The organism is Hymenobacter cellulosivorans (assembly GCF_022919135.1).
In the GTDB taxonomy this organism is placed as follows: Bacteria; Bacteroidota; Bacteroidia; order Cytophagales; family Hymenobacteraceae; genus Hymenobacter; species Hymenobacter cellulosivorans.
In genome coordinates, this window is sequence record NZ_CP095049.1 from 3329704 (window position 1) to 3352944 (window position 23241).

Genomic DNA, 23241 nt, shown 5'->3' on the forward strand with positions numbered 1-23241 from the left:
ACCGGAAGGGTAGGGCGAAAAAGAAAGAATAGAATAAAATGAATATTTGGCTAAGGGTCTAGCTATTCGGCTACGCCTGAAACGGGAAGTGTTGCAGCGCCTCCCACGGCCCGTTGCGGTAGGCCCACAGCTGCAGCCCCGTGCCAGTGGCCGCAAAGGGCTCGAAGGAGGCACTGAGCTGCTGGTGCAGGCTGCGGGCCACTTCCGGGCGCACTTTGTTTTGAATGGTCACGTGGGGGCGCCGCTTCTGCCGGTCCTGGGGCGTAAGCCAAGGCCACCACTCCTGCTGTAAGTCGCGGTGCAGCTGCTCCACGGCCTCACTCCCGACGCGGTAAGCCACACCCTGGCCCAGAAACTGCAGGCCCGCTACCTGCAGCGGCAGTGGGGCCAGGCGCCGGACATATTCGCTTAACACCGCGGCAATGGCCGGCTGCTCGGCGCCGGGCAGGTGGTGAAACAAGGTGAGGTGGGCGTCGAGGTAGTTGCGCTCGGGCGGAAAGTGCTGGCGGCGCAACGCGTTGAAAAAACCGGCCGTTGCCTCGTCTAGGGCCAGGGTCAGAATGAGCGGGGGCGACGTATCCATGCCTTAGCCCTGGCCGAGCAGGTCCCGGCTCTGGATGATGTGGCCGCCCAGCTGCTGCAGGTCGGCCTTGGCCTGGGCAAAGCCCTCCGCCGAAATCGGGCGGGTGGCATCCTCAATCAGGAAGGTTTCGAAGCCTTCCTGCAGGGCATCCTTAGCCGTGAAATACACACAGTAGTCGGCAGCAAGCCCGGCCACGTACACCTGCCGGATGCCTTTGCCGCGCAGGTAGTCGGCTAGGCCCGTGGCCTTGCGGTGGCCGTTGTCGAAAAAGCCGCTGTAACTGTCGATTTCCGGGTCGGTGCCTTTGCGGAAGATGGCCTCCACGCGGTTAGCGTCCACAGCTGTAGCCAGCTCGGCACCGGACGTACCTTGCACGCAATGTACCGGCCAGAGCACCTGGGGCAGGCCGTGCAGATCAATCTGCTCGAACGGCTGGTGGCCAGCGTGGTTGGCGGCAAAGCTTTTGTGGGTGGCTGGGTGCCAATCCTGAGTAGCGACTACTAGGTCAAAATGGGGCTGCAAAGCGTTAGCCAGCGGAATTACCGCGTCGCCTTCAGGTACGGCCAACGAGCCGCCGGGCAAAAAATCGGGTTGAATGTCAATCAGCAACAGTGCTTTCATGCGAAGAGGAGTAAGGAACCCAGCCGTTGGCTGCGCAAGGCTACGGCTTGGGTGGGGCAGTAGGAGTAAGAACTTCGGCCACTAAACGCCAGCGGCCCGCTTCCTGTTGCCAGACGTGCAGGTAACCGCCCTGGTCGGTGGAGTTCTGGACGCCAAGGTACGTACCGTAGGTGTAACCCAGGTCGTGGGCCCGGGCCAGGTGGCTGCCCTGGGGCGTGAAGCGCCGAGGCAGCTCGGCGGCCACCTGGGCAGCCACGGCGGCCGGCGAAGTCAGGGGCGGCGTATTTTTGCGTAGCAGTCGGGCCTGCGGGCTGAGCCAGGCCGCGTAACCCGAACCGGGGCCCCGGGCTGCAATGGCCGCGTTCAGCTCCTGGTCGAGGCCTGGGAGCTGGATGCGGGAGGTTTTGGTCAGGCGGGTTTGGGCAATGGGGCGGGCAACGACGTTGGCGGGCGGCTCGGGCGCAGCCGGCTGCGGGTGCGACACGCCCACATCCAGCAGAAACTTCCAGCTGCCATCGGTTTGCCGGCCCCAAAGCGTGAAAAACTGCCCGTACGCCACGCGTTTACCATCCGGCTGCTCAATCAGCCAGGGTCCGGTGGTGTAGCCCAGGTCGGCGGAGCCAGACAGGCTGGCAAAGGCCGGGCCCCAGATAAGCTTGGGCGCGTTGGGTTGCTCCGCACGTTTTTGCCACGAGGGCTTGGCTAGCTCGGGCCGGCCGTTGGCAAACATAATGGCTGAATCGGCCATATTGGCCAGGAAAGCCTGCTTGGTCGAGGTTTGGACGGCCGCCCGGGCAAAGTCCCGCTCGGCGCTAATCAAGCCTGCGGAGCCTTGCTGAGCCTGCAGGTGCAGGGGAGCGAGGAATAGAAAAGCGAGATACAACCAGTTTTTCATAAGCGTGGAGGTTGGCAATAAAAGGAAAACCAGGGTCTTGCCGAGGGCTGCTCTACCAAGGACGGCTGCCACCTGCCCAACCGCTGCCTGACCCGGGTGAAAATGTAGCCGGAAAAGGTATTTGTGCACTTAAACAACTGAATTTCAAGGCGTAAAATTACTGTCTATTAATGCTGAAATGGACTTAAAAAGGCCGTTGCGCTGTTTTACCAGCATCACCAGCTACCTGACTTGATGCTCGAAACCGGCGCCGTTATCCAGCTTTCCGATACCCTGCTCACCGACCAGCCTATCCCGGTCCTGCAACCCCGCACGCACTCGGCTAAGCTGTGGCTGCCCAAGCGCGTGCTTTTCACCCCTGACGCCCTGCAGGAGCCTTTCGGCCAGCAGATGTATGAGCGGGCTCAGGCCCACAACCTCGATATCGAGCTGCTCAAAAGCAACCGCCTCACCGGCCTGCGCGGTGCCGACGTGCGCGAAACCTACCGCAACGCCAAAAACACTCTGGCCGTGGTGTGCGCCCCGCCCGGTGCCCTGAAGCTACAGCCCACTCCGCCCTCGGCCGACTGGCAGATGAACTTGGCCGAAGGCTGCCCCGCCCACTGCCAGTACTGCTACCTGGCCGGTAGCCTGCAGGGGCCGCCAGTGGTGCGGGCCTACGCCAACCTGCCCAAGTTGCTGGAAGCTACAGCCAGCTACGAGCAGGCCGGGCGGCAGACCTCCTTCGAGGTGAGCTGCTACACCGACGTGCTTGGCATCGAGCACCTGACGGGCAGCCTGGCCGAGTGCATCCGTTATTACGGCACCCGCGAAGGAGCCCAGTTGCGGTTTGTAAGCAAGTATGACCAGGTTAGCTCCCTGCTGAACTTGCCGCACAACGGCCACACCCGGGCCCGGTTTAGCCTGAATGCCGAGCCCATTGCGCGCCGCCTGGAAGGCGGGACGGCCTCGGTGGAAGCTCGGTTGCAAGCCTTGCGGCAGCTGGCTTTACCCCGGGAGCAGGGCGGGGGCGGCTACCCGGTTGGCGTGGTGCTGGCCCCTATTATGCCCATTCCCGAGTGGCGGGAGCACTACACCGCTTTGCTCGACCGGCTGGCCGCCACCCTCGACTTTCCCTGCGACCTGACCGTGGAAATGATTAGCCACCGCTTTACGCCCGGCTCCAAAGACGTGCTGCTGCAGTGGTACCCCAATACCAGCCTGGACCTGGAGGAAGCCGGCCGGGCCGTAAAGCGCAATAAGTTTGGGGGCACCAAGTACGTGTACCAGCCCGAGGATATGCGCACGCTCAAGCAGTTCTTCTTCACCGAGTGGCAGCGCCGCTTCCCCTGGGCTCCCATTCAGTACTGGACGTAAGCCGCTGACTGATACGTGTGTCAACTTGCCCGGTTTGAAAAGGATACGCCAACCACTGGCGTATCCTTTTTTTATATGAGTAGTTTGGGGCCGCGGCCCGTTTCCACCCCGGGCGCCCGTACTGCGTGTCGTACTCTCTGCTCATCCGCAACTGCGGCCAGCTGCTGACCCTGGCCGGGGGCCGGCCCAACCGTCCGTTGGCCACCGGCTGGCTTATTCTGCCCGACGCTTACGTAGCCTGCCGGGGCCCCGAAATAGTGGCGGTGGGCCCCATGGCGGAACTCGATGAAAGCCAGGTGACGACCGAAACTCAGGTGCTCGATGCCCGGGGCCGGGTCGTGATGCCGGGCCTGGTCGAATGCCACACCCACCTGGTGTTTGCCGGCAACCGTGCCCATGAGTTTCAGCGCAAGTTGCAGGGCGAGTCCTACCTTGATATTCTGGCCTCGGGCGGCGGGATTTTGAGTACGGTGCGCGCCACCCGAACCGCTTCCGAAACCGAGCTGCTTGCCAACGCCCTGCGCCACCTGCGCGACTTTCGGCGCTACGGCGTCACGACGGTGGAGGCCAAAAGCGGCTACGGCCTCGACAAGGAAACCGAGTTGCGCCTGGTGCGCGTGGCCCAGGAGGCCGGCCGGCAGCAGCCAGTGCGGGTAGTGTCCACGTTTCTGGGGGCCCACGTAGTGCCGCCCGAGTACAAAGGCCGCCCGGCCGACTACCTCGACTTTTTGGTGCGGGAAGTGCTGCCCGAGCTGCGGGGGCAGGCCACGTTCGTGGATATTTTCTGCGAGGAAGGGGCCTTTAGCGTGGAAGACTCCCGGCGCTACCTGCAGCAGGCGCAGGCTTTGGGCTTCTGGCTGAAAATTCATGCCGAGCAGCTCCACGACCTGGGCGGCTGCGCCATGGCCGCCAGCCTCGGGGCCGTAAGCGTGGACCATTGCGACTACCTCAACCTGGAGGATGCGGCCCGGCTGGGCAACGGCGGCGAAGGCCAAACCATTGCCGTACTCCTGCCCCTGGTGCCGCTTTTCCTGCGCCAGGAAAAGTACGCGCCCGGCCGGCAGTTTATCGACCGGGGCCTGCCCGTGGCCATCAGCACCGACTTCAACCCTGGTTCCTGCCCGAGCAAAAACCTGTGGCTGGCGCTGTCGATGGCCTGTCTGAAAATGGGCCTGACGCCGCTGGAAGCCATTGCCGGCGTTACCATCAATGCCGCCTGGGCCCTACGGCTAGAGTCCGAAATCGGCAGCATCGAAGTCGGGAAGCGGGCCGATATCCTGGTACTCGACGTGCCCGACTACCAGGAAATTCCCTACTGGCTGGGCGAAAACCCGGTGCGCGAAGTCATTATCGGCGGCGTGGTTTGCCCTGCCGATTTGGAGTAGGAAACCCGTTGAATACAAAACAAAAAGGCGGCCACGGGCCGCCTTTTTGTTTCTCGCCGGTAAACAGGAATATCGAATTGGTACAGATAAAAGCGGGATAGTCGGATAAGAACTCGACGGTAATTACAGCTGATTCAGAGCGTCTACCAGCGCCGCGGGCGTGGTTTCCTGCAGCGTGGGCGCCACGACGAGGCCGGCCTGCGCGGTGGCATCCTGGCGGCCGTAGTAGAGTTTGCTGTCCACGGTCCGGATAACGACGATGCTCATGGCCGTCGTGGCCGGAATGCCGGGCATCTCGAAAAAGTTGGGCGCCTTGAAGTTGCAGATGCGGATAGCTCCATTGAAGGTGCGGAATACGGCAAACACCATCGTATTCTTGGCCGGGTCAATATTGGTGCCCGGCACGCTTACCTTCACGGTGGTCGTGGGGTTAGGGTCGTAGTAGAACCTGTCGCAGTTCAGCCAGTTAAGGCCCGAGTTGTAGAGCGTACTGCTCACCGAGATGATGTTACTGGTGCCGCTGGCGTTGGGCCGTAACGAAGAGCCCGGGTCCTGGTTGAGGGTCCATTCGAAGCAGGGAGTGACTGTGCCGCCGCCCCAGCCGCCCACGAACAGGCTCATCGAGTCGCGGGAAGCGTTGGCGGGCGTCGGGACTTGCAGCGTCAGCCGGACGCCGGGGGCCATGCGCACGGCCGTATCCTTGGCGGCCCGCAGGTACACTTCGCCTGCCGATTCGAGCAGTCTGCCGTTGGCAATAGTGGGCATGTTGCTCAGTACCATATCGGCCCGGCTGAATACTTCCCGAAAAGCCAGCTCCACGGGTCCAGTCACGGGCTGCCCATTCTTGGTGAAGGCATTGGCCGGAATAGTGACCCGGGTACCTTTGGCGCTGATAAACTCATTGGTCTGACCCGGGTTATAGGTCAGCGTCTGAACCGGGGCGCCGAGCTGGGTCGTCAGGGCGGTCAGCGTGGGCGGAATTGTCACCGGGCCGGGCGTGGTGCCATCTTCGCAAATGACCACACTAGAGTCGAACTGGCAGGCGGGCACGACCAAAGTCAGGGCCGCAAGGGCAAAAAGCAGCAAACGTTTCATTCGGGATAGAGTCGTTAAGTAGAGGGGAAATAATGCGCCGGGTTAGTGCTTGCGCGGGTCCAGGTCCCAGCTGTAGCCGGCCTGCAAACCCAGGTTCCAGGGCCGGCGCGGCGCCCGGCCGCTGGTGCCGGTAGACACGGAGTTGAGGAAAATATCACCCTGGGGCCGGAGGGTAAACCACTGCCCCGGGGCAAACTGGTAGCTGGCAAAAGCGCCGCCGGTGAGCGTCAGATTGGTGCGATTGAAGGGCATGGTTCGGGTCGAGCTGCTCCATTGTACCTGTTGGCAGTTGCAGGCCGAGCCTTCCGTGGTTTTGGCATCGGTCAGGAAGGCCACCGTGCCGCCGAACTGCACGCCGTAGCGCCAGCGGGCATTGCCGGCCAGCGTCAGCTGGGCCTGCACCGGAATCGTCAGGAAGCGGTACACATCCCGGAACTTCTTCTGCTGCATTCCCAGCGAGTCGGAATTCCCTTTCCGCAGCCGGTAGTTTAGCGAAGTGGCGTACTCAGAATAGCCCAGGCCCGCACTCATGGCCAGTTGCCGCGACAGGGCATAGGTAGCCGTAGCCTGCCCGCTGAAGCTCATGCTGGGCCGCTCCAGGCGTTCCAGCGGCGTGGCCGAGCCGCCCAGGGCCCGGTAGCTCAGACCCGAGCCCAGCAGCAGCTGGGCACTCCAGTTGCGCAGTCTGATTTCCTGGCGTGTCGGGCGCCGGGCCGGACGACGACGGGTGGCTTTCACTTCCGGCTCCGGCGCTTCGGCTACCTCGGGGCGTATCACCAGCAAATCCAGCGGCTCATTGCTGATTTTGGCTTGTTGCGCCCGTCGACGACGGATACTAGCTACGCTTTCGGTACTAGCCAGGTCACGGGTGCCCATTGCTTCCGCGTCCAGCAGGGTGGGGGTAGCGGCGGCTGACCGGCTGGCGGCCGAGCGGCCAACACGCGTCCGGCTAATGGCCGAGCGAGTAGCCACCGTGCGGCTGTGGCTGGCCGAGGCCGTGCGGGCAAGCTCCGTGGCAGCGCGGCGGCTGGCCGAAAAAGAAGCCTTGCGGGTAGCTGCCGCGCGGGCTCCAGCAGCGGCCAGCAACGGAGCCGAGTTGCGGGCGTTGCGCCGCAAACTACGGTTGCGGGCGGCTGTCGTCGAGGCAGTGGCCGCCGATACGGCCTTCGAAGCCGAAGCCGCAGTTGCGGAGCCTTCTTCACCGGGCTGGGTGGAGGAGCGGGCTGCATCTGAATGGCTAGCGGCTCCGATACGGACTGCGCGTTTGCCGCGGGTGTCGATGCGGGCCAAAAGCAACTGCTTCGAAGCTGCCGAAGTCCGTGCGTTTCGGGCCCCGCTGCTGGCGCTGGCCGTCGTGGCTGCCGGATTCGAATCCGCTGGGGTTATATTGTCGTTACCGGCGGCGTTGCCACTGTTGCCCAGTTGGTCGGCCGCGTTACCCCGGGGCTCCGTTGTGGCTACTGCGCCGTTGGGCTGGCCGGCGGCATTGCCAGCGGAGGAGCGGGCTTCGCTACCGGTTTGCTCACTGCGGCTGGCTACCGGGGCCGGGTCGGCCGCAGTGCCGGGACCGAAAACCGCGTGGCCCCACTGTTGGGTGCCCACCGTAACGCCCACCAGGAGCGCCCCGACCAGCAAGAGCCACAGCACCGGGCGGAAGCGGCGCTTGCGGGCCGGCACCTGCTCTCTGATTCCGCGCCACACCGTTTCGGGCGGGGCGCTGCCGTAGCCGTGCAGCTTCTGCTGGAGGTCTTTGTAAAATTGTTCTGATTCGTGTTCAGTCATGATGCGAGGGGAGTATGGGCCTGCTGGTGCAGGCGTTCTTCCAGCAAGCGGCGGGCCCGGGAGAGCTGCGACTTGCTGGTGCCTTCCGAAATGCCCAGCAGCTCACCGATTTCGGCGTGCGTGTAGCCTTCGATGGCGTAGAGGTTTAAAACCGTGCGGTAGCCCAGGGGCAGGGCGTTCATCTGCCGCAGCACGTCATCGGCCGACAGCTGGTCGAAGGGCGTGCCGTCGGGGTGGTGCACGTCGGCGGCTTCCTCGGGGTCGAGGTGCAGGCCGCGCTGCTGGTGCTGCTGCCACAGGTTCAGCGAGGTGGTCACGGCGATGCGCCGGGCCCAGGCCTCGAAGGGACCCTGGTTGCGAAACTGGTCGAGCCGGGTAAATATCTTAACGAAAGTGAGCTGCAGCGCGTCCTCGGCCTCGGCCCGCGAGGGGCAGTAGCGCAAACACACGCCCATGAGCTGATAGCCCAGCCGTTCGTAGAGGCGTCGTTGGGCCGCGGGCCGGCCCCGGCGGCAGCCGTCTACAAGGGCGTCAATTGATTCGGCCATAGGCAGGGCAGATAAGCAGGTAGAAATACAATCAGATTAGCGTTCTGCCCCCATGACCGGCCCCTGGCAGTTGGGGTTGCGTGGGGTAAAAAAATAGTTGCGGATAAGTTTTTACTCCGAAACCGGACCCAAAAAACCGCAATTTCTACCGCACTTCCGCTGCCGCGCCTTCGGGTTCTTCCTGTACCTTTAGCGCCGTCTTCCTTCATTCCCAAACCGCCGGCCGCCTACCCCGCGCCACTCTTGCCCCATGCTGCTTCCGCTCTACCAAATCGACGCCTTCACCGACCGGGTTTTTGCCGGCAACCCCGCTGCCGTCTGCCCGCTCACCGAGTGGCTGCCCGCCGAAACCATGCAGGCCATTGCCGCCGAAAACAACCTGGCCGAAACCGCCTACTTCGTGCCCCGCGGCGGTTCCGACTACGAAATCCGCTGGTTTACGCCCACGGCCGAAATTGACCTCTGCGGCCACGCCACGCTGGCCTCGGCCCACGTGCTGTTTCGCCACCTCAACTTTCAGGGTGAGCAAATAACTTTCCACTCCAAGAGCGGCCCGCTGCGGGTGCGTCACGCCGCCGACGGCCGCTTCACCCTCGACTTTCCCTCGCGCCCCCCGCAGCCGCTAGCCACGCACCCCACCGGTTTGCTCGACGCCCTACGTGCCACCCCGCTGGAAGTGCTGGCCTCCCGCGACCTGGTCGTGCTCTTCAACTCCGAGGCCGAGGTGCTGGCTTTGCACCCGGATATGGCTAAGGTGGCCGAGTTGGAGTACATCGGCGTTATTGCCACCGCACCCGGCACCAACGGCATCGACTTTGTCTCCCGCTTTTTCGGGCCCCGCGTGGGCGTACCCGAAGACCCGGTGACCGGCTCGGCCCATGCCTCCCTGATTCCGTTCTGGGCCGGGCGCCTGGGCAAAACCGAGCTGCGCGCCCGCCAGGTGTCGGCCCGGGGCGGCGACCTGTGGTGCGAGCTGCGCCAAGACCGAGCCCTGATGAGCGGCTACGCCGTGACCTACCTGAAGGGCGAAATTGAGTTGGGAGAGCTGTAAAGCCTCCGGTTAGTTGACATCTTGGGGGCCGGACGCAGTGCTGCTCCGGCCTTAGTACGTCCGGTCACGGCCACCTTGTAGTGCCTTTCTGCTATGCCTGCTGTTAGTCGGAAATTCTTGCTGATTCTTCTTTGCGCCAGCCTTACGAGCACCGCCCAGGCCCAGGCGCCCGACGAAGTCAAAACCCTTATTAAGCAGGGCGTGGCGCTCTACGACGAGGGCAAGTACGACGAGGCCGTGCTGCGCTATAAGCAGGCCCTGAAGCTGGCGCCGGACAACTTTACGGCCCAATACGAGCTGGCCATGACCTACGGCTCGTTGGGTCGCAACGAGGAAGTGGTGGAGCTCTGCAAGCAGCTGCTGAAAAGTGAGCAGGCAGATGCCAGCGTGTACGTAACCTATGGCAGCGCCCTCGACGACTTGAAACGGCCCCAGGAAGCGGTGCGCATCTACCAGGCGGGCATCAAGAAATACCCCGCCAGTGGCCTGCTCTACTTCAACCTGGGCGTAACTCAGGCCGGCATGCAGCGCTACCAAGACGCCACAGAAAGTATGCAGATGGCCGTGCGCCAGAACCCGAAGCACGCCAGCGCCCACCGGATTCTGGCTTTGCTCACGGCGCAGAGCAACCGGGTGCCGGCCATTTTCGCCTCCGTGCGCTTTTTGCAACTGGAGCCGCGCGGGCAGCGGGCCGTCGGCGGCCTGGAGGTGCTCGACAAGCTTATGGGGCAGAACGTGCGCAAAACCGGCGAAAATGCCGTAACCCTGAATATGTCGCCCGACATGCTCAAGCAGATGAACGGCAAGAAAAATATGCCCGACAACTTCGGTATGACCGATATGCTGCTGACCATGACTTCGGCCCTTGATTACGACGAGAAAAACAAGGATAAGTCGACCACGGTGCGGCTGGCTGAGAAGCTTACGCTGCTGTGCGAGAATCTGGAAGAGAAGAAGCCGGAAACCCACCCGGGCTTTGCCTGGAATTACTACGTGCCGTACTTCATCACCCTGAAAAAAGCTGGTTACCTGCCCACGCTGGCCTACCTCATTCAGGCCGCCCGCCCCGGGCAGCCCGAGGCCCAGCAGTGGCTGGAGCAGCACCCGAGCGAGGTAAAAGAGCTACAGGAATGGTCGGAAGCCTACAAGTGGCCGCAGTAACGGGTTACTTCACCTGTTCGCGCCCATAGCCGCTGTTTTCCAGGACCTGCTCCACAAACTGCGCCTTGCCCGGCACGGCCAGCAGGCCCTGGTACACCGCCTCGCTCACGCCGGTGTAGCGCACCACGCGGCCATTACGGTACTCGATTTCCAGGGTCAGGGAAGCGGCATCGTACCCTACGGCTTTGAGCGAAGTAGAGCGGATCGGACGGCGTAGCATCGTGGAAATAGTTAGTCTGTAGTCTACTGAGAGAAGCGGTAATCGAGACGCTGCATGTAATGTAGCCTGTAACGGACTCATTCTGGCTATCCGGAATCAGCACCTACTGGCGCGTACGGCTCTACTCCAGCTTTTGAAACTGCCGGCCGGTCCAGAGGTAAAAGGCCGGGGCCGGATAAATGGAGTTTACCAGATACGTACTGGTGTCGCCTTCCTCGGCAAAATGGTCCGTGATGAGCAGCCGGCTGTTGAGGCGATATTCCAGGCCCGAGGACGTTTGCGGAACGTCGTAGATGCGGCCGGTATGCTGGTCCACCAGTACCGACATCTGGCAGGAGCTGCCGCAGCCCCACGTAACGAGGCGGTAGTGGCCCGCAAAGTTGGCGGGCTGCTTGGCCCCCTCGGTTATACGGGTAATATGCCACCTGGCCTGCGGGTTCGTTTTAAAGTCGGGCCGGACGTGCGCACCACGACCCGGCGCGGCGGGGAAATCCGCAAAAGCGTGGCGGTAGGTAAAGCGTTGATACAGCTCGAACTCGCCCTGCAAAGCAGTGTCGCCGAGTACGGAAATGGCCTCATTCTGAAAAAGCGTGGTCACCCCGGGCCGCGGCGGCGGGGCTGGCTGGCCCATCTTGACAACTGTCGCGTACTGCTGCGCCGGACCGATCAGCTCGTAGACGCTGTCCTGGTAGAGGGTAACGTTGGGCGCAGGGGCAGGAAGTGGGCTGCTCGCCGGCCGGGTCGTGGTTGGCTGGGTCGTGCCGCCTTCACAGCCGGAAAGCCAACTGCCACCCAGGGCCGCGAGTACGAATAGAGTGGTGCGGGGAGCTGCCGGCATGTGTAGGGATCCAAGGACCGAGTTTGCGCCTACTTCACCTTCGCCTTGGCCGGGGCTTTCTTGGTGCTGGAGGCGCTGGCCATCCGCTCGGGGTTATCGGTCAGGAATTTGTCCCAGCTCTTGGTACCGGCTTTCACGTTGTTGCCTTTCTGGTAGTGGTGGCACAACGCCACGGCCAGGGCATCGGTGGCGTCCAAGAATTTGGGGGCTTCCTCGATGGGGGGCAGCTTCAGGGTTTGACGCAGCATCTTGGCCACCTGCTCCTTGCTGGCCGAGCCCGAGCCCGTTACGGCCTGCTTCACCTTGGTGGGAGCGTACTCCACGTAGGGAATCTGGCGGGAAAGGCAGGCGGCAATGGCCACGCCCTGGGCCCGGCCCAGCTTGAGCATACTCTGCACGTTGACGCCAAAGAACGGGGCTTCGATGGCCAGCTCGTCGGGTAAGAACTCGTCAATCAGCTCCAGCATCCGCTCGAAGATCTTCTTGAGCTTGAGGGCGTGGTTGTTGCCGATTTTCTTCATGTCAATCACGTCGTAGCGCAGCACCGTGACGCGGGAGCCCTGCACCTCAATCACGGCGTAGCCCATGATCTGGGTGCCGGGGTCGACGCCCATGATAATTTTGGGAAGCAAATCCTGGGAAGCGGCGTGGGGCAGAAGCATAGGCGGGAGGAGAGGGGGCGAAGACGGAGAAAGAGCAGGAGTGCCGTTGCTGTTTTCATCGGTAACTTGCCGAAGCTAATCACCACGCCGCCGTTTTGCCCCCGCCCAACTTACAAAACTACGTCCAAAACCCGGAACCACCGGCACCTTCCCGCCGCCGGCTGCTGGTTATCGGGGGCAAGCTGCTCATTACGGTCCTTACCCTGGGTCTGCTCTATAATTCCGTGTACGCCGATGGGGCCACGGCCGCGGCCTGGCGCAAACTGCTCAGCACCACGCTCAGCGGCTCGGGGCGGGCGCCGGTACTAGCCGCGTTGGCCCTGGTGCCCGTCAACTGGGGGCTGGAAGCCTGGAAGTGGTGGCGCCTGGCCCGGCATCTGGAGCCCGTTTCGTATGGGCGCTGCTTCCGCGCGGTGTTGGTAGGCCTGACGCTGGGCTTCGTGACGCCCAACCGCGTGGGCGACTACGCCGGCCGCATCATCGAGCTTAAAAGCCGCCGGCTCGATGCGCTGGGGGCCGTGTTTCTGGGCCGCTACTGCCAACTGGTGGCTACCGTGGTGGCTGGCACCGTGGGGCTGCTCTATTTTCTGCTGACGTTTTACCTGCCCGGTTACCCCTCCGCTGGGCTAGGGTTAGTGGTAGCTACCATCCTAATAAACGCCGGGGTGATTCTGCCGCTCTACCGGTCACGCCTGCTGCTCACGGCCCTGACGGTTATCAAGCCCCTGCGGCGGTTCCGGCGGTTTCTGGCCGTCATGCCCACGTATCCGGCCCACGCCCTGCACTGGATTCTGGCCCTCTCGATGCTGCGCTACGCCGTGTTCTGCCTGCAATTTGGGCTGCTGCTCTGGGCCTACGGGGCCTCGCCACCGGTGGGGCCGGGCCTGGCCGCCATTGCCGGTACATTTTTGATGAAGTCGTTGGTGCCCTCGCTCAATGCCCTGGCTGACGTGGGCGTGCGGGAGCTGTCGGCCACGCACTTGTTTGGGCTGCTGCACGAGCCGGCCCTGCCGGTGCTCAGCGCCAGCCTAAGCTTGTGGGTAATTAACATTGCCCTGCCCAGCGCCGCCGGCCTGCTGTTTGTGCTGCGCTTGAAGGTGTTTCGCAAGAAAAGTCAGGCTGCTAAAGCCCCGCAGGCATGAGCACGCTGTGGATAGGAGGGGCCATGCTGGTGCTGCCCGCCGTGTACGCGGCTCTGATGCTGCGCCTGCGCCGAGCCTGGGAAGCCCTGCCCACGGTGACGCCCACTGAGCTGCCTATTAAGCCGCTGCCAACGGCCGAGGGTCCGCTATTTTCGGTCCTTGTTGCCGCCCGCAACGAAGCCGACAACCTCCCCAACCTGCTCCACGACCTGGCCCAACAACGCCTGCCTGCCAGTCAGTTTGAGGTGCTCATTGCCGACGACCATTCCACTGACGCTACCGCCCACCTCGTCGCCGAAGCCGCCCGGCGTAGCCCGTTTCCGCTACGCTTGGTGTCGCTCAGCGAGTTACCCACGGCCGGTACGGGCAAGAAAGCCGCCCTGCAAGCTGCCTTGCACCATGCCCGGGGCCCCTGGCTAGTCTGCACCGATGCTGACTGTCGCTTCGGCCCCGACTGGCTGGGCAGCTACGCCGCCCTGGTCACTTCCGATGCCACGGTGCGCTTTATCAGCGGTCCGGTGCGGCTCACGGGACCCGCCACGGCCTGGCAAGAGCTAATGGGCCTCGAATTCGCGGGGTTGGTGGGGGTGGGGGCGGCCACTATCGGGCGGCAAAACCCTACCATGTGCAACGGGGCCAACCTGGCCTACCAGCGCGCTTCCTTCGCGGCCGTGCGGGGCTTTGCCGGCAACGAGCACCTGGCCAGCGGCGACGACGAATTTCTGCTCCACAAGCTGCACGCGGCTTTTCCCGGCAGCATCCGCTTCCTTAAAAGCCCGGCGGCCCTGGTTTCTACCGCCGCCCCGGCCACACTGGGGGCTTTGCTGCGGCAGCGGGTGCGCTGGGCCAGCAAGTGGCGGCACTACCAGCACCCGGCCTCCCAGCAGCTGGCCCTGCTGGTGCTGGGGACCAACCTGGCCCTGTTCCTGGGCTTGCTGCTGACAGTCGGCCGCCCTGCTCTCTGGCCCTGGACCCTGGCCGCCTGGTTACTCAAGCTGGCCGCCGATGCCTGGTTTCTGCGCCCGGTGCTGGCGTTCCTGGGGTGCCCGCAGTGGCTGCGCTGGGTAGCCGTACTCCAACTGCTCTATGCGCCCTACGCCCTGGCTACGGGGTTGCTGGGGCTACGCGGTAGCTACGTCTGGAAGGAACGGCAGCTGTAGCGCGAACGGTGTAGTTCGCGTGTCCCCCCACCCCGTTTAGGAGTCGCTCTGGTACGCGAACTACGCCGTTCGCGCTACTGTCCGGCCAACTCTTGATACAGCCCAAACAGAAACTTTAGCCGCTGAAGCTCCATAGTAAAGACCTTGGTTCGGTAGAGTAGCCAGATGCAAAAATGCTGCTGTCATGTGCATAGCCTGACAACGTGCCCTTGTGCGAGCCAGCGGCGTAAGGCTCGATGCAGGCACACAGCTAAGCTCTGGGGCTGGCCCGCAACTACGCCCCTGCAACAAAAGCACGCCGGACCTAGAGCTCAAGCCTCTGCCGTACGAGGAGTTCACATGCCTCATCTTCAACGGTGTGCTGAGCCTGCGTACCTATCTGCTTCAGTTGGACTTTATCATTAACGAAAAGCGCGTGTGGCTCGTGTGAGTAATGGACCATGAGTCGGTTACCCCAAGCGCGCCGAGCGAAAGTGTCGCGCCTCCTCGTACTTGTTGCGCGAGTAGGCGCTTACTGCCCCCAACGAAGTCTGGACTGCCGACATCACCTATATCTCAAGCAAGGTCAAACACTTGCCCAATTCTTCTCGCAAACTTCTATCTTTAATCCCGAGCAAATTTGCTTAATAGACCTTGCCTAAACTCTCCGTTTATGGGAGTTTATTACTTATATCTAGGATTGAATTTATTATGGCAGTTCTTTCTTATCCATTCTTACAAGCGCACCAGAGGTTGCTACTAGCACTCTTTCTCTTCGTTTATCATCCCACCAGCGCGCAGAAAGAAGCTACTACTTGGTACTTTGGAAACAAGGCGGGCTTTGATTTCTCTACGGGCCATCCCTTGCCACTTGCTACCAGCGCGATGTTGACGGGCTATACTACGGCTGTAGTTTCGGACGGCACCACAGAAGAAGTGCAATTTTATACCAATGGGGAACAAGTCTGGAACCGTCGTCATCAGCGCATGGCCCATGGAGACAGCATGTTAGGCTTCCGAAATTTTTCGCAAGGGGCCCTAATTCTCCCTGTGCCAGGTCAAGCGCATCAATACTATTTATTTAACCTCGTGCCTACGTCCGGATTGGGTACTACTCTGACCTATTCTCGCGTCGATATGTTACTAGCAGCAGGTTTAGGGGATGTAGTGCCCGAAGAAAAAGGACGAATCTTAACCGGCCAATTCACACAACAATTGACGGGCATTCGGCATGCCAATGGGGTAGATTACTGGGTTGTGGTACATGAGTGGCCGGGCAACCAGTTCCGCGTGTACCGCGTGGATGCACTAGGTGTTGTCTTGGCGCGAACTCAGGCTATTGGTCCACAACTACCCGCAACAGCGCAACAACAAGACATAGAGGGTACCCTACGTGCCTCTCCTAACGGTCGTTATCTAGCGTATGCTTCGGCAGGGCGAGTACCCCTTAGCCTTTTCGATTTCGATCCGGCTACTGGGGATATCAGCCATTTTATCTCCTTAGGGCAACTGCTAGGGGGAGGGGGAATCTCTTTCTCCCCAGATAACACTAAACTGTACGCCCAAGATTATCGCCTTTCTCAGCTTACAATGGGCACCCGTAACATCCTTCTCCAGTTTGACTTACAAGCAGGAGATGACGCAGCTGTTGTAGCATCAGGCCTCAGTATTGTGGTGGGTAATCCTACCACGAACATTAGTGCCCAACAACAGGATGTAGCTGGCTATTATGCTTTGCAGCTAGGATCAGACGGGCGTCTGTATGGGGCAAGCCAATATCAAGACGAAACGCCTTCGGCGCCTAGAGGAGATAACTTGTACGTCATTCAGTACCCCAACCGTCGGGGATATGCCTGCGCCGTGTTCTATCAAACTATTGATTTTCGTCCCGGTGCCCTAGGCCCTGGCCTTCCCAATTTCCCCCAGCATTATTTTAATGGTCTAGAATCCGTTGCAGACGCTGGCAGCGCGTGTGCAGATGCGCAAATAGCTTTATTCCCTAATCCTACTACTGGCGCCTTTCGCATACAGGTAACGGAAGGATGTACCGATACTTATCACATGACCTTATATGACGTCTTGGGGAGAAGAGTACTAGTTAAGACACTAAAAGAGGCAGATAGAACGGAGCAGATTAATATTACTCCCTTAGCATCAGGAGTTTACTCGATTATTTTGGACTCTAGTTCAAATAGGCGAATTACACATAAGCTTGTTAAATACTAAACTTTCTGGAACGATACAGCTAATATTTGCTGCCCAAGTAGATGCCCTCGTTGAGGTGGTCTAGGCGAGGTGGACAGAAGAAGGACGTATATTTCTTCAGTTATGGCAACCAAAACCAGTGGGGTGTCGCCCGACAAATGGCGTAAATACGACTAGGCGGTTAAGGCTGAGGACCTGCGTCTGGCCAGTGAAAGCCGCAGCACCCAGGTTGCGGCACGGCAGTTGGTTGCCCCATATGGCCCCCCCTTATTTTTAGCACGCCACGACTCGACTAAGTTGATCGAGATGACCGGCGTGCTACAGTGGCCCGCACTCGTGCAGCAGCGGGCCTTGGTATGCCACTGGTATTGGGCCAAGCTGACAAAGGAAACCCCTGTGTAGAGTTTCTATCGAGAGACTTATGATACCACCTTCACTGGGCTGCCTATCTTGTACTTTGAAAATTCCGTGGAGCACTGGCCTATTACACCCGGAGTACCTGTAGATTCAGTCTATAATCGGGTCCGCTACCGCCTGGTGTTTCAAGCGCACGTAAAAGCCTGCCGCCGCGTGCTGCTATAGTTAGCAGCCGAAAAGTTGTGTAGCGAAACGGTAGTTCTAGCAAAAGGAGGGTTAGTTCAGCACATCCTGTACAGGAGGCTCGTGTAATGTTAGCTCCCACTCCTGAAAGTCAGGGATTACTTGATAAGAATCATCACAGTACGACCGAATGTATTGCGTGGCTCTCCACTCTGCATATTTCGCATTAGTAACCTGCCCGGTCTCGTTGAATTCCAACACGTTTGCATAGATGGCAAAAGCCTGCTCAATCGCGCTTGGATCCTCGCCATATAAAGCCAAGTAATCAATGCCCTGTAATTGACTATGGCTTCCGCTTGCCATAAAATAGGCGAAGGTGCGTAGGGCGCCGCTAACGGAGTTGCTTAACTTCATTGGGACAAGGTAGCTGTTTTAGTGGGCCGTGAATGTCAGATGTCACTGTTCACCCAAACGGTGGTTTGAGTAGTGTAAGCTCTTCGAAGCAGAGTTCAGTTTGGACCTACTAGCGGGAAAGGGCTAAACAGGGCTAAAGATTATTGTACCTTGCACCCTAACAGCCTTTTGCCTGAATGTATGCCCTGCTTGCCTATGCCACACCTCTGCTCCTTTTTCCCGGCGAATTTGACGCCATATCGTACCGTTTCTTTCCGGACCTTCTCCTGCTGCCTGCTCGTGCTGCTGCTAGCCTTAGGGCTAACTCCTGTTCGTGCCCAGCGTCTGGCTACCGGTTTCAACCACTCACTAGCCATCCAGGCCGACGGTACGCTCTGGGCTTGGGGAAGTAACCTCGGTGGCCAACTCGGCGATGGGACTAAGGCCGAGCGGACCGTGCCTATTCAGATTGGCACGGCGACTTGGCAAAGTGTAGCGGCGGGTGCCTTCCATACGGTAGCGCTGCGCCCGGATGGTACGCTCTGGACGTGGGGAAGTAACTATGCTGGGCAGTTGGGCGATGGCACTACCACGGAGCGGCTGACGCCCGTCCAGATTGGTACGGCGACGTGGCAAAGTGTAGCGGCGGGCTACCATCACACGCTGGCGGTGCGCACGGATGGTACGCTCTGGGCCTGGGGCCGTAACGAGTACGGTCAACTAGGCGATGACACCAGGACGGATCGGCTGACGCCCATTCAAATTGGCACGGCGACTTGGCGAAGTGTAGCGGCGGGCGAGAGCCACACGCTGGCAGTGCGCAGCGATGGTACGCTCTGGGCCTGGGGAAATAATGCACTGGGGCAGCTCGGTGACGGTACTACGCCGAGTGGCACCGCCTCCTTTCGCACCGCGCCCGTCCAGATTGGCACCGCCTCCACTTGGCAAAGTATCGCAGCCGGTGAGGGCCATACCGTAGCGCTGCGCACCGACGGCACGCTCTGGGCCTGGGGAAGTAATGCACTGGGGCAGTTCGGCGACGGGACCACCACCAATCGCAACGTGCCCACACAGGTAGGCACAACCTCGACGTGGCAACATATCGCCGCAGGCGGGTACCACACGGTTGCTATGCGCACGGACGGCACGCTCTGGACCTGGGGCTATAACCTTTATGGGCAGCTGGGCGATGGCACCATAAGCACTCGTACTATGCCCGTTCAGATTGGCACGGCTTCTACTTGGCAACATATCGCCGCAGGCGGGTATCACACACTGGCCATACGGACGGACGGCACGCTCTGGGCCTGGGGAAGCAACAGCGACGGGCAAGTAGGACATAGCACTTTAGTGACGTCCATTCGCCCGACTCCCACCCAGATTGGTGTGGCTTCCGCCTGGAAAAGTATTGCGGCCGGCTTAAGTCATACGCTAGCGCTGCGTACGGATGGCACCCTCTGGGCCTGGGGGAGTAACTACTTCGGGCAACTCGGGACCGGTACTGGAGCAGATGACTACGTACCCGCCCAGGTAGGCACGGCCTCCACCTGGCAGAGTATCGCAGCCGGTGAGCATCAGACGGTAGCACTGCGCACGGACGGCACGCTCTGGGCTTGGGGCAATAACTCCTATGGGAAGCTGGGCGATGGCACCACCACGGATCGGCCGACGCCCGTCCAAATTGGGACGGCAACTTGGAAAAGCATCGCGGCGGGCGTCCACCATACGGTAGCGCTGCGCACGGATGGTACGCTCTGGACCTGGGGAAATAACTTCTATGGGCAGCTGGGCGATGGTACCAGGACGGATCATCCGGTGCCCGTTCAGATAGGCATTGGCTCTACGTGGCAAAGTATCGCGGCTGGCGAATTTCATACCGTAGCGGTACGCACGGACGGCACGCTCTGGGCCTGGGGCTATAATTCGTATGGGCAGCTCGGCGATGGCACCACCACGAATAGCCCTTCGCCCGTCCAAGTAGGCACGGCCGCCACGTGGAAAAATGTAGCGGTAGCTATCTATCACACGCTAGCGGTGCGTACGGATGGCACGCTCTGGGCCTGGGGCAGTAACTCCTATGGGCAGCTGGGCGATGGCACCACGACGGATCGGCTGACGCCCGTTCAGATTGGCACCGCAACGTGGCAAAGTATCGCCGCGGGTGGGCTAGACCACACGCTGGCCCTGCGCACGGACGGTACGCTCTGGGCCTGGGGAAAAAACCAGTACGGACAGCTCGGTGATGGGACTAATACCTCGCGCCTAGCCCCCGTTCAAATTGGCACCGCGACGTGGCAAAGTGTGGCAGCAGGCGAGTATTATAGCCTGGCGGTGCGCACGGATGGCACGCGCTGGGCCTGGGGCAATGACTACTATGGTCAATTCGGTGCTGGCCGACCCTGGGTCAGGACAACTCCACTGCTTATTTATCCACTCTTGCCTACTGCCACGCGCTCAGCCACCACGGGGCCAGTGCTTTCGTTGGTGCCCAACCCAGCTCACGACCAAGTCGAACTGCCGGGCTGGCCCAGTGACACGCAGTTAAGCTTATTTGATGCCCAGGGCCGGCGCGTAGCTACGGGGCAAGGGAGCCGTCTCTCCCTACGAGAGGTAGTTCCCGGCCTCTACCTGCTACGAGCCGCGCGGCCTGGGCAGCCCACTCGCACCGCGCGCCTCGTGCATGAGTAACCCGTAACCGCCCTTGCTAGGCAGGGTCACTCTACTCTGCAACCCACCGCCCCCGGCCTCCCTAGGCCGGGGGCGGTGCGCGTTTGGGGCCCGGCCAAAACCGGCCAAGCTACGACAGAAATACCCGATAAAACAGGGTGGCGGCGGTTGTTTTCTCGTTATTGTGGAGCGTACTTATCTAGTGAATCAATGGGCGGTAAAACGCCTACTCTGCCATGCGCAAGTACGATTTTGTCTGGATGCTGCCAGCCTGTATGCTGGCTATTGTTGTAGCCATGGGTGGTTTGCTGCTGAGCGCGGCCGGCCTGATTTCCATCGTGCCTCCGGATGCCGCTAGCTTACCCGTCGTAGCCACCGACAGCACGCAAGTACAGCTCCTTGATTCCACGCAGCTGGCGGCCACTCCCGTTCCCATTGACTCCGTTACGCTGGCGGCCAGCATCCAGGGCAAAAGCATATTTGAAAGCAACTGCGCCCAGTGCCACGCTATTAATGAGGTGGTAGTAGGGCCGGCCCTCAGAAACGTGCACAAGCGCCGCTCCATTGCCTGGCTGGTGCCCTGGGTGAAGAACTCCAGCAAAATGGTAGCTGCTGGCGACGAATACGGGGTGAAAATCTTCAACTTATACCAGAAGCAGCAAATGCCCAGCTTCCAGCTTTCTGAGACCGAAATCAAAAATATTCTGGCCTATATTGAGGTAGAGTCGGGGATAACAGGGGCTGGAACCGTTGCGGTGCGGTAGTGCCGGCTCGCGTGTCCGACGCGGGCCGGCAGGACAAACCATGTAGCAAGAAATGAGACTACACATTCTCGGTGCTTCTGGCTCCGGCGTTACGACTTTGGGCAAGGCCTTGAGCCAGACACTTGCTGTTCCGTATTTTGACAGCGACCAGTATTTCTGGGTAGAGTCCGACCCTCCCTTTACCGAGCGGCATCCCGCTCTTGTGCGCAATGCCACTCTGTGCAGGGAGTTGAGTCAGCATCCCCGCTGGGTTCTGGGGGCTCTTTGGTCGGCTGGGGTGACCAGTGGCTCTCGGCCTTCGATTTGGTTGTCTTTCTCTGGTTGCCTCCCGCCCTGCGTCTGCGGCGCTTACAGCAGCGGGAACATGAGAGGTATGGAGCTAAAATTATCACCGAGCCCGCTCGTGCCGCGCAATACCAGGCGTTCCTGACGTGGGCCGCCGGGTACGACGACAACTCCAGCGGGGGCAACCGTACCCTGGCGAATCATAGGACCTGGCTGACGCAAGTCACCAGCCCTACTCTGGAAATACACGGTGACTTGTCCGTAGAACAGCGCTTAGCACTTGTGTACCACAAACTGGTGGAGTTGGGGTGGCGTTAATTCTGCTGCTCGCGGTAGAGCAGGGGACAAGCTCGTCCCAAAACCGCCCCAGCATTTCCCTTTCCCGCCGCGCAGAGCTACATTTGCTTACTTCACCTGCCCCGCTCCCCGTGACCGATACCGAATACGACATCCTCGACGAGCTCTACTTCGTCACTCCTTTCACTACCCTGCGCGAAAAAACCAACCTGCCCGCCGCCGAGCTGGAGCACAGCCTACGCGGCCTGCTGGAGCAGGACTATATCAAGTGCTTCTACCCCGACCCCGACACGGAGCTGGCTTACGAAGTCACTTCCTTCGGGGCCCTGGTGCGCGACTGTTACTTCCTGGCTACCAAGCCCGGCCTGCTGGCCCACAACAGCCGCTAGGTGGCCCCGCGCACCGTTTCTTTCTCTCCGGCTACTGCGCCGCCGGCCCGCCCGCCGGGCTACTACGTGCGGCAGCGGTTGTTGCAAAACCGGCCCGCCATGCTGGGCCTGGGCTTTATCGTGCTCTGTACCCTGGTCGCTTTACTGGGCTACTGGGTGCTGCCCGATAACTCACCCGACGCCAACAACAGCCTCGTGCAGTTGCAAAAGCAGCCGCCGGGCCTGCGGGTGCAGTTGCTACGCCTCCCACTGCCTGATTCCTCCTACAAGGCAACCGGTTTTTTCGGTACCTGGCTCCGGGGCAAAACTCCGGAGTTCCGGGAAATTCCCATTGCTACGGGTAGCTTGGGCGAAATGAAATACGACTCGGTCAGCTTCCGGCCCTGGACGGCTCCCGATGCCCCCCGTGCCGCCGAGCAAGTCATAGCCGTCCGTAAGTACGAAGACCAGGTCCGCACCTACTGGCTGGGCACCGACAAGGCCGGGCGCGACACGCTCAGCCGCCTGCTGCTGGGCACGCGCGTGTCGTTGGGCATTGGCCTGGTGGCGGTGCTCATTTCCCTGGCTTTGGGTATGCTCATCGGGGCGGTGGCCGGGTACGTGGGCGGCTGGGTCGATAGTGTGCTGATGGGCCTGATGACCGTGGTGTGGAGCATTCCGGGTATTATGCTCGTCATTGCCATTTCCCTGGCCCTGGATAGCAAGGGCGTCTGGACTTCCTTCGTGGCCGTGGGCCTCACCATGTGGGTCGATGTGGCCCGGGTGGTACGAGGTCAGATGCTGAGCCTGCGCGAGAAAACTTTCGTGGAGGCTGGCCGGGTACTGGGCTTGCCCCAGAGCCGCCTGATAGCGCGCCACCTGCTGCCCAACATGACCGGCCCGCTGATTGTAATTGCAACCAGTAACTTTGCGGCAGCAATATTGCTGGAGGCGGGCCTGAGCTTTCTAGGCCTGGGCGTGCAGCCGCCGGCCCCGTCGTGGGGCCTGATGGTGAACGAAGGCTTCCAGCTGCTGGGCACCCAGGCCGGCTTGTGGCTCACGCTGCTGCCGGGCCTGGCCATTAGCTTGCTGGTGCTGAGCTTCAACCTGCTCGGCAACGGTCTGCGCGACGCTTACGACCCCAAAACTCCGCTGGGAGGATAGTTTTTAGTTGTTAGTTGTCAGTTGTTAGTCAATGCATAAGACCAATAACTACCAACTGACAACGACCAACTAACAACTAA

The 23241-nt window shown here is 61.0% G+C and carries 21 protein-coding genes; 11 read left to right on the forward strand and 10 right to left on the reverse strand.

The window, feature by feature from the left end; translation table 11 throughout:
* Window positions 1-70 precede the first annotated feature (70 nt).
* The 3 genes from MUN80_RS14165 to MUN80_RS14175 are packed head-to-tail and all read right to left on the reverse strand — an operon-like array spanning window position 71 to window position 2099.
* Entirely contained in the window at window positions 71-583 is a 513-nt protein-coding gene (locus MUN80_RS14165; protein WP_244713937.1) for a 2'-5' RNA ligase family protein, read from the reverse strand.
* 3 nt (window positions 584-586) lie between these two features.
* Entirely contained in the window at window positions 587-1204 is a 618-nt protein-coding gene (gene pncA / locus MUN80_RS14170; protein ID WP_244713940.1) for a bifunctional nicotinamidase/pyrazinamidase, read from the reverse strand.
* Between the two features lie 40 nt (window positions 1205-1244).
* A complete protein-coding gene (locus MUN80_RS14175) occupies window positions 1245-2099 on the reverse strand; it encodes a DUF4440 domain-containing protein (protein WP_244713942.1) in 855 nt (284 codons plus the stop codon).
* A gap of 234 nt (window positions 2100-2333) precedes the next feature.
* Between MUN80_RS14175 and MUN80_RS14180 the strand changes: the two genes are divergently transcribed.
* Both MUN80_RS14180 and hutI read left to right on the forward strand, forming a co-directional pair.
* Entirely contained in the window at window positions 2334-3455 is a 1122-nt protein-coding gene (locus MUN80_RS14180; protein ID WP_244713944.1) for a spore photoproduct lyase family protein, read from the forward strand.
* A gap of 125 nt (window positions 3456-3580) precedes the next feature.
* The gene (gene hutI / locus MUN80_RS14185; RefSeq protein ID WP_244713946.1) at window positions 3581-4840 is read left to right on the forward strand and encodes an imidazolonepropionase; all 1260 of its coding nucleotides are present in this window, start codon (window positions 3581-3583) and stop codon (window positions 4838-4840) included.
* A 123-nt stretch (window positions 4841-4963) separates the two neighbouring features.
* Here the strand turns inward: hutI and MUN80_RS14190 are convergent, their stop codons facing one another.
* The 3 genes from MUN80_RS14190 to MUN80_RS14200 are packed head-to-tail and all read right to left on the reverse strand — an operon-like array spanning window position 4964 to window position 8265.
* Window positions 4964-5935 carry a hypothetical protein gene (locus MUN80_RS14190; RefSeq protein WP_244713948.1) on the reverse strand — a complete coding sequence of 324 codons (972 nt, stop codon included), beginning with the start codon at window positions 5933-5935 and terminating at the stop codon, window positions 4964-4966.
* Between the two features lie 42 nt (window positions 5936-5977).
* Entirely contained in the window at window positions 5978-7717 is a 1740-nt protein-coding gene (locus MUN80_RS14195) for an outer membrane beta-barrel protein (RefSeq protein ID WP_244713950.1), read from the reverse strand.
* Entirely contained in the window at window positions 7714-8265 is a 552-nt protein-coding gene (locus MUN80_RS14200) for an RNA polymerase sigma factor (protein ID WP_244713952.1), read from the reverse strand. The genes MUN80_RS14195 and MUN80_RS14200 overlap by 4 nt, the downstream gene beginning before the upstream one ends.
* Before the next feature lie 250 nt (window positions 8266-8515).
* Between MUN80_RS14200 and MUN80_RS14205 the strand changes: the two genes are divergently transcribed.
* Both MUN80_RS14205 and MUN80_RS14210 read left to right on the forward strand, forming a co-directional pair.
* On the forward strand, window positions 8516-9316 hold the full coding sequence (locus MUN80_RS14205) for a PhzF family protein (RefSeq protein WP_244713954.1): 801 nt from the start codon (window positions 8516-8518) through the stop codon (window positions 9314-9316).
* Between the two features lie 117 nt (window positions 9317-9433).
* Entirely contained in the window at window positions 9434-10477 is a 1044-nt protein-coding gene (locus MUN80_RS14210; RefSeq protein WP_244713956.1) for a tetratricopeptide repeat protein, read from the forward strand.
* Between the two features lie 4 nt (window positions 10478-10481).
* Here the strand turns inward: MUN80_RS14210 and MUN80_RS14215 are convergent, their stop codons facing one another.
* From MUN80_RS14215 to ruvC, 3 genes are all read right to left on the reverse strand, one after another.
* Window positions 10482-10697 carry a KTSC domain-containing protein gene (locus MUN80_RS14215; protein ID WP_244713959.1) on the reverse strand — a complete coding sequence of 72 codons (216 nt, stop codon included), beginning with the start codon at window positions 10695-10697 and terminating at the stop codon, window positions 10482-10484.
* Window positions 10698-10818: 121 nt separating this feature from the next.
* A complete protein-coding gene (locus tag MUN80_RS14220; protein WP_244713961.1) occupies window positions 10819-11535 on the reverse strand; it encodes a hypothetical protein in 717 nt (238 codons plus the stop codon).
* A 29-nt stretch (window positions 11536-11564) separates the two neighbouring features.
* A complete protein-coding gene (ruvC, locus tag MUN80_RS14225) occupies window positions 11565-12197 on the reverse strand; it encodes a crossover junction endodeoxyribonuclease RuvC (RefSeq protein WP_244713964.1) in 633 nt (210 codons plus the stop codon).
* Window positions 12198-12292: 95 nt separating this feature from the next.
* Here ruvC and MUN80_RS14230 point away from each other — a divergent pair, with 95 nt between their 5' ends.
* From MUN80_RS14230 to MUN80_RS14240, 3 genes are all read left to right on the forward strand, one after another.
* Window positions 12293-13339 carry a lysylphosphatidylglycerol synthase transmembrane domain-containing protein gene (locus MUN80_RS14230; RefSeq protein WP_244713966.1) on the forward strand — a complete coding sequence of 349 codons (1047 nt, stop codon included), beginning with the start codon at window positions 12293-12295 and terminating at the stop codon, window positions 13337-13339.
* Window positions 13336-14499, forward strand: a complete 1164-nt coding sequence (locus tag MUN80_RS14235) for a glycosyltransferase (protein WP_244713969.1) — start codon at window positions 13336-13338, stop codon at window positions 14497-14499. Before MUN80_RS14230 ends, MUN80_RS14235 begins: the two co-directional genes overlap by 4 nt.
* 633 nt (window positions 14500-15132) lie before the next feature.
* Window positions 15133-16704: a T9SS type A sorting domain-containing protein gene (locus MUN80_RS14240; RefSeq protein ID WP_244713972.1), complete on the forward strand. Its 1572-nt coding sequence runs from the start codon at window positions 15133-15135 to the stop codon at window positions 16702-16704.
* A 612-nt stretch (window positions 16705-17316) separates the two neighbouring features.
* On the opposite strand, the gene MUN80_RS14245 is transcribed toward MUN80_RS14240, so the two are convergent.
* On the reverse strand, window positions 17317-17637 hold the full coding sequence (locus tag MUN80_RS14245; protein WP_244713975.1) for a DUF7677 family protein: 321 nt from the start codon (window positions 17635-17637) through the stop codon (window positions 17317-17319).
* Window positions 17638-17865: 228 nt separating this feature from the next.
* On the opposite strand from MUN80_RS14245, the gene MUN80_RS14250 reads away from it, so the two are divergent.
* From MUN80_RS14250 to MUN80_RS14265, 4 genes are all read left to right on the forward strand, one after another.
* Window positions 17866-20304 carry an RCC1 domain-containing protein gene (locus MUN80_RS14250; protein WP_244713977.1) on the forward strand — a complete coding sequence of 813 codons (2439 nt, stop codon included), beginning with the start codon at window positions 17866-17868 and terminating at the stop codon, window positions 20302-20304.
* A 215-nt stretch (window positions 20305-20519) separates the two neighbouring features.
* Window positions 20520-21047, forward strand: coding sequence for a c-type cytochrome (locus MUN80_RS14255; RefSeq protein ID WP_244713979.1), 528 nt, complete (start codon window positions 20520-20522; stop codon window positions 21045-21047).
* A 713-nt stretch (window positions 21048-21760) separates the two neighbouring features.
* Entirely contained in the window at window positions 21761-22018 is a 258-nt protein-coding gene (locus MUN80_RS14260; RefSeq protein ID WP_244713981.1) for a hypothetical protein, read from the forward strand.
* Window positions 22019-23161 (forward strand): ABC transporter permease, encoded by a 1143-nt coding sequence (locus MUN80_RS14265; RefSeq protein WP_244713983.1) that lies wholly within the window; start codon window positions 22019-22021, stop codon window positions 23159-23161.
* Window positions 23162-23241: the final 80 nt, after the last annotated feature.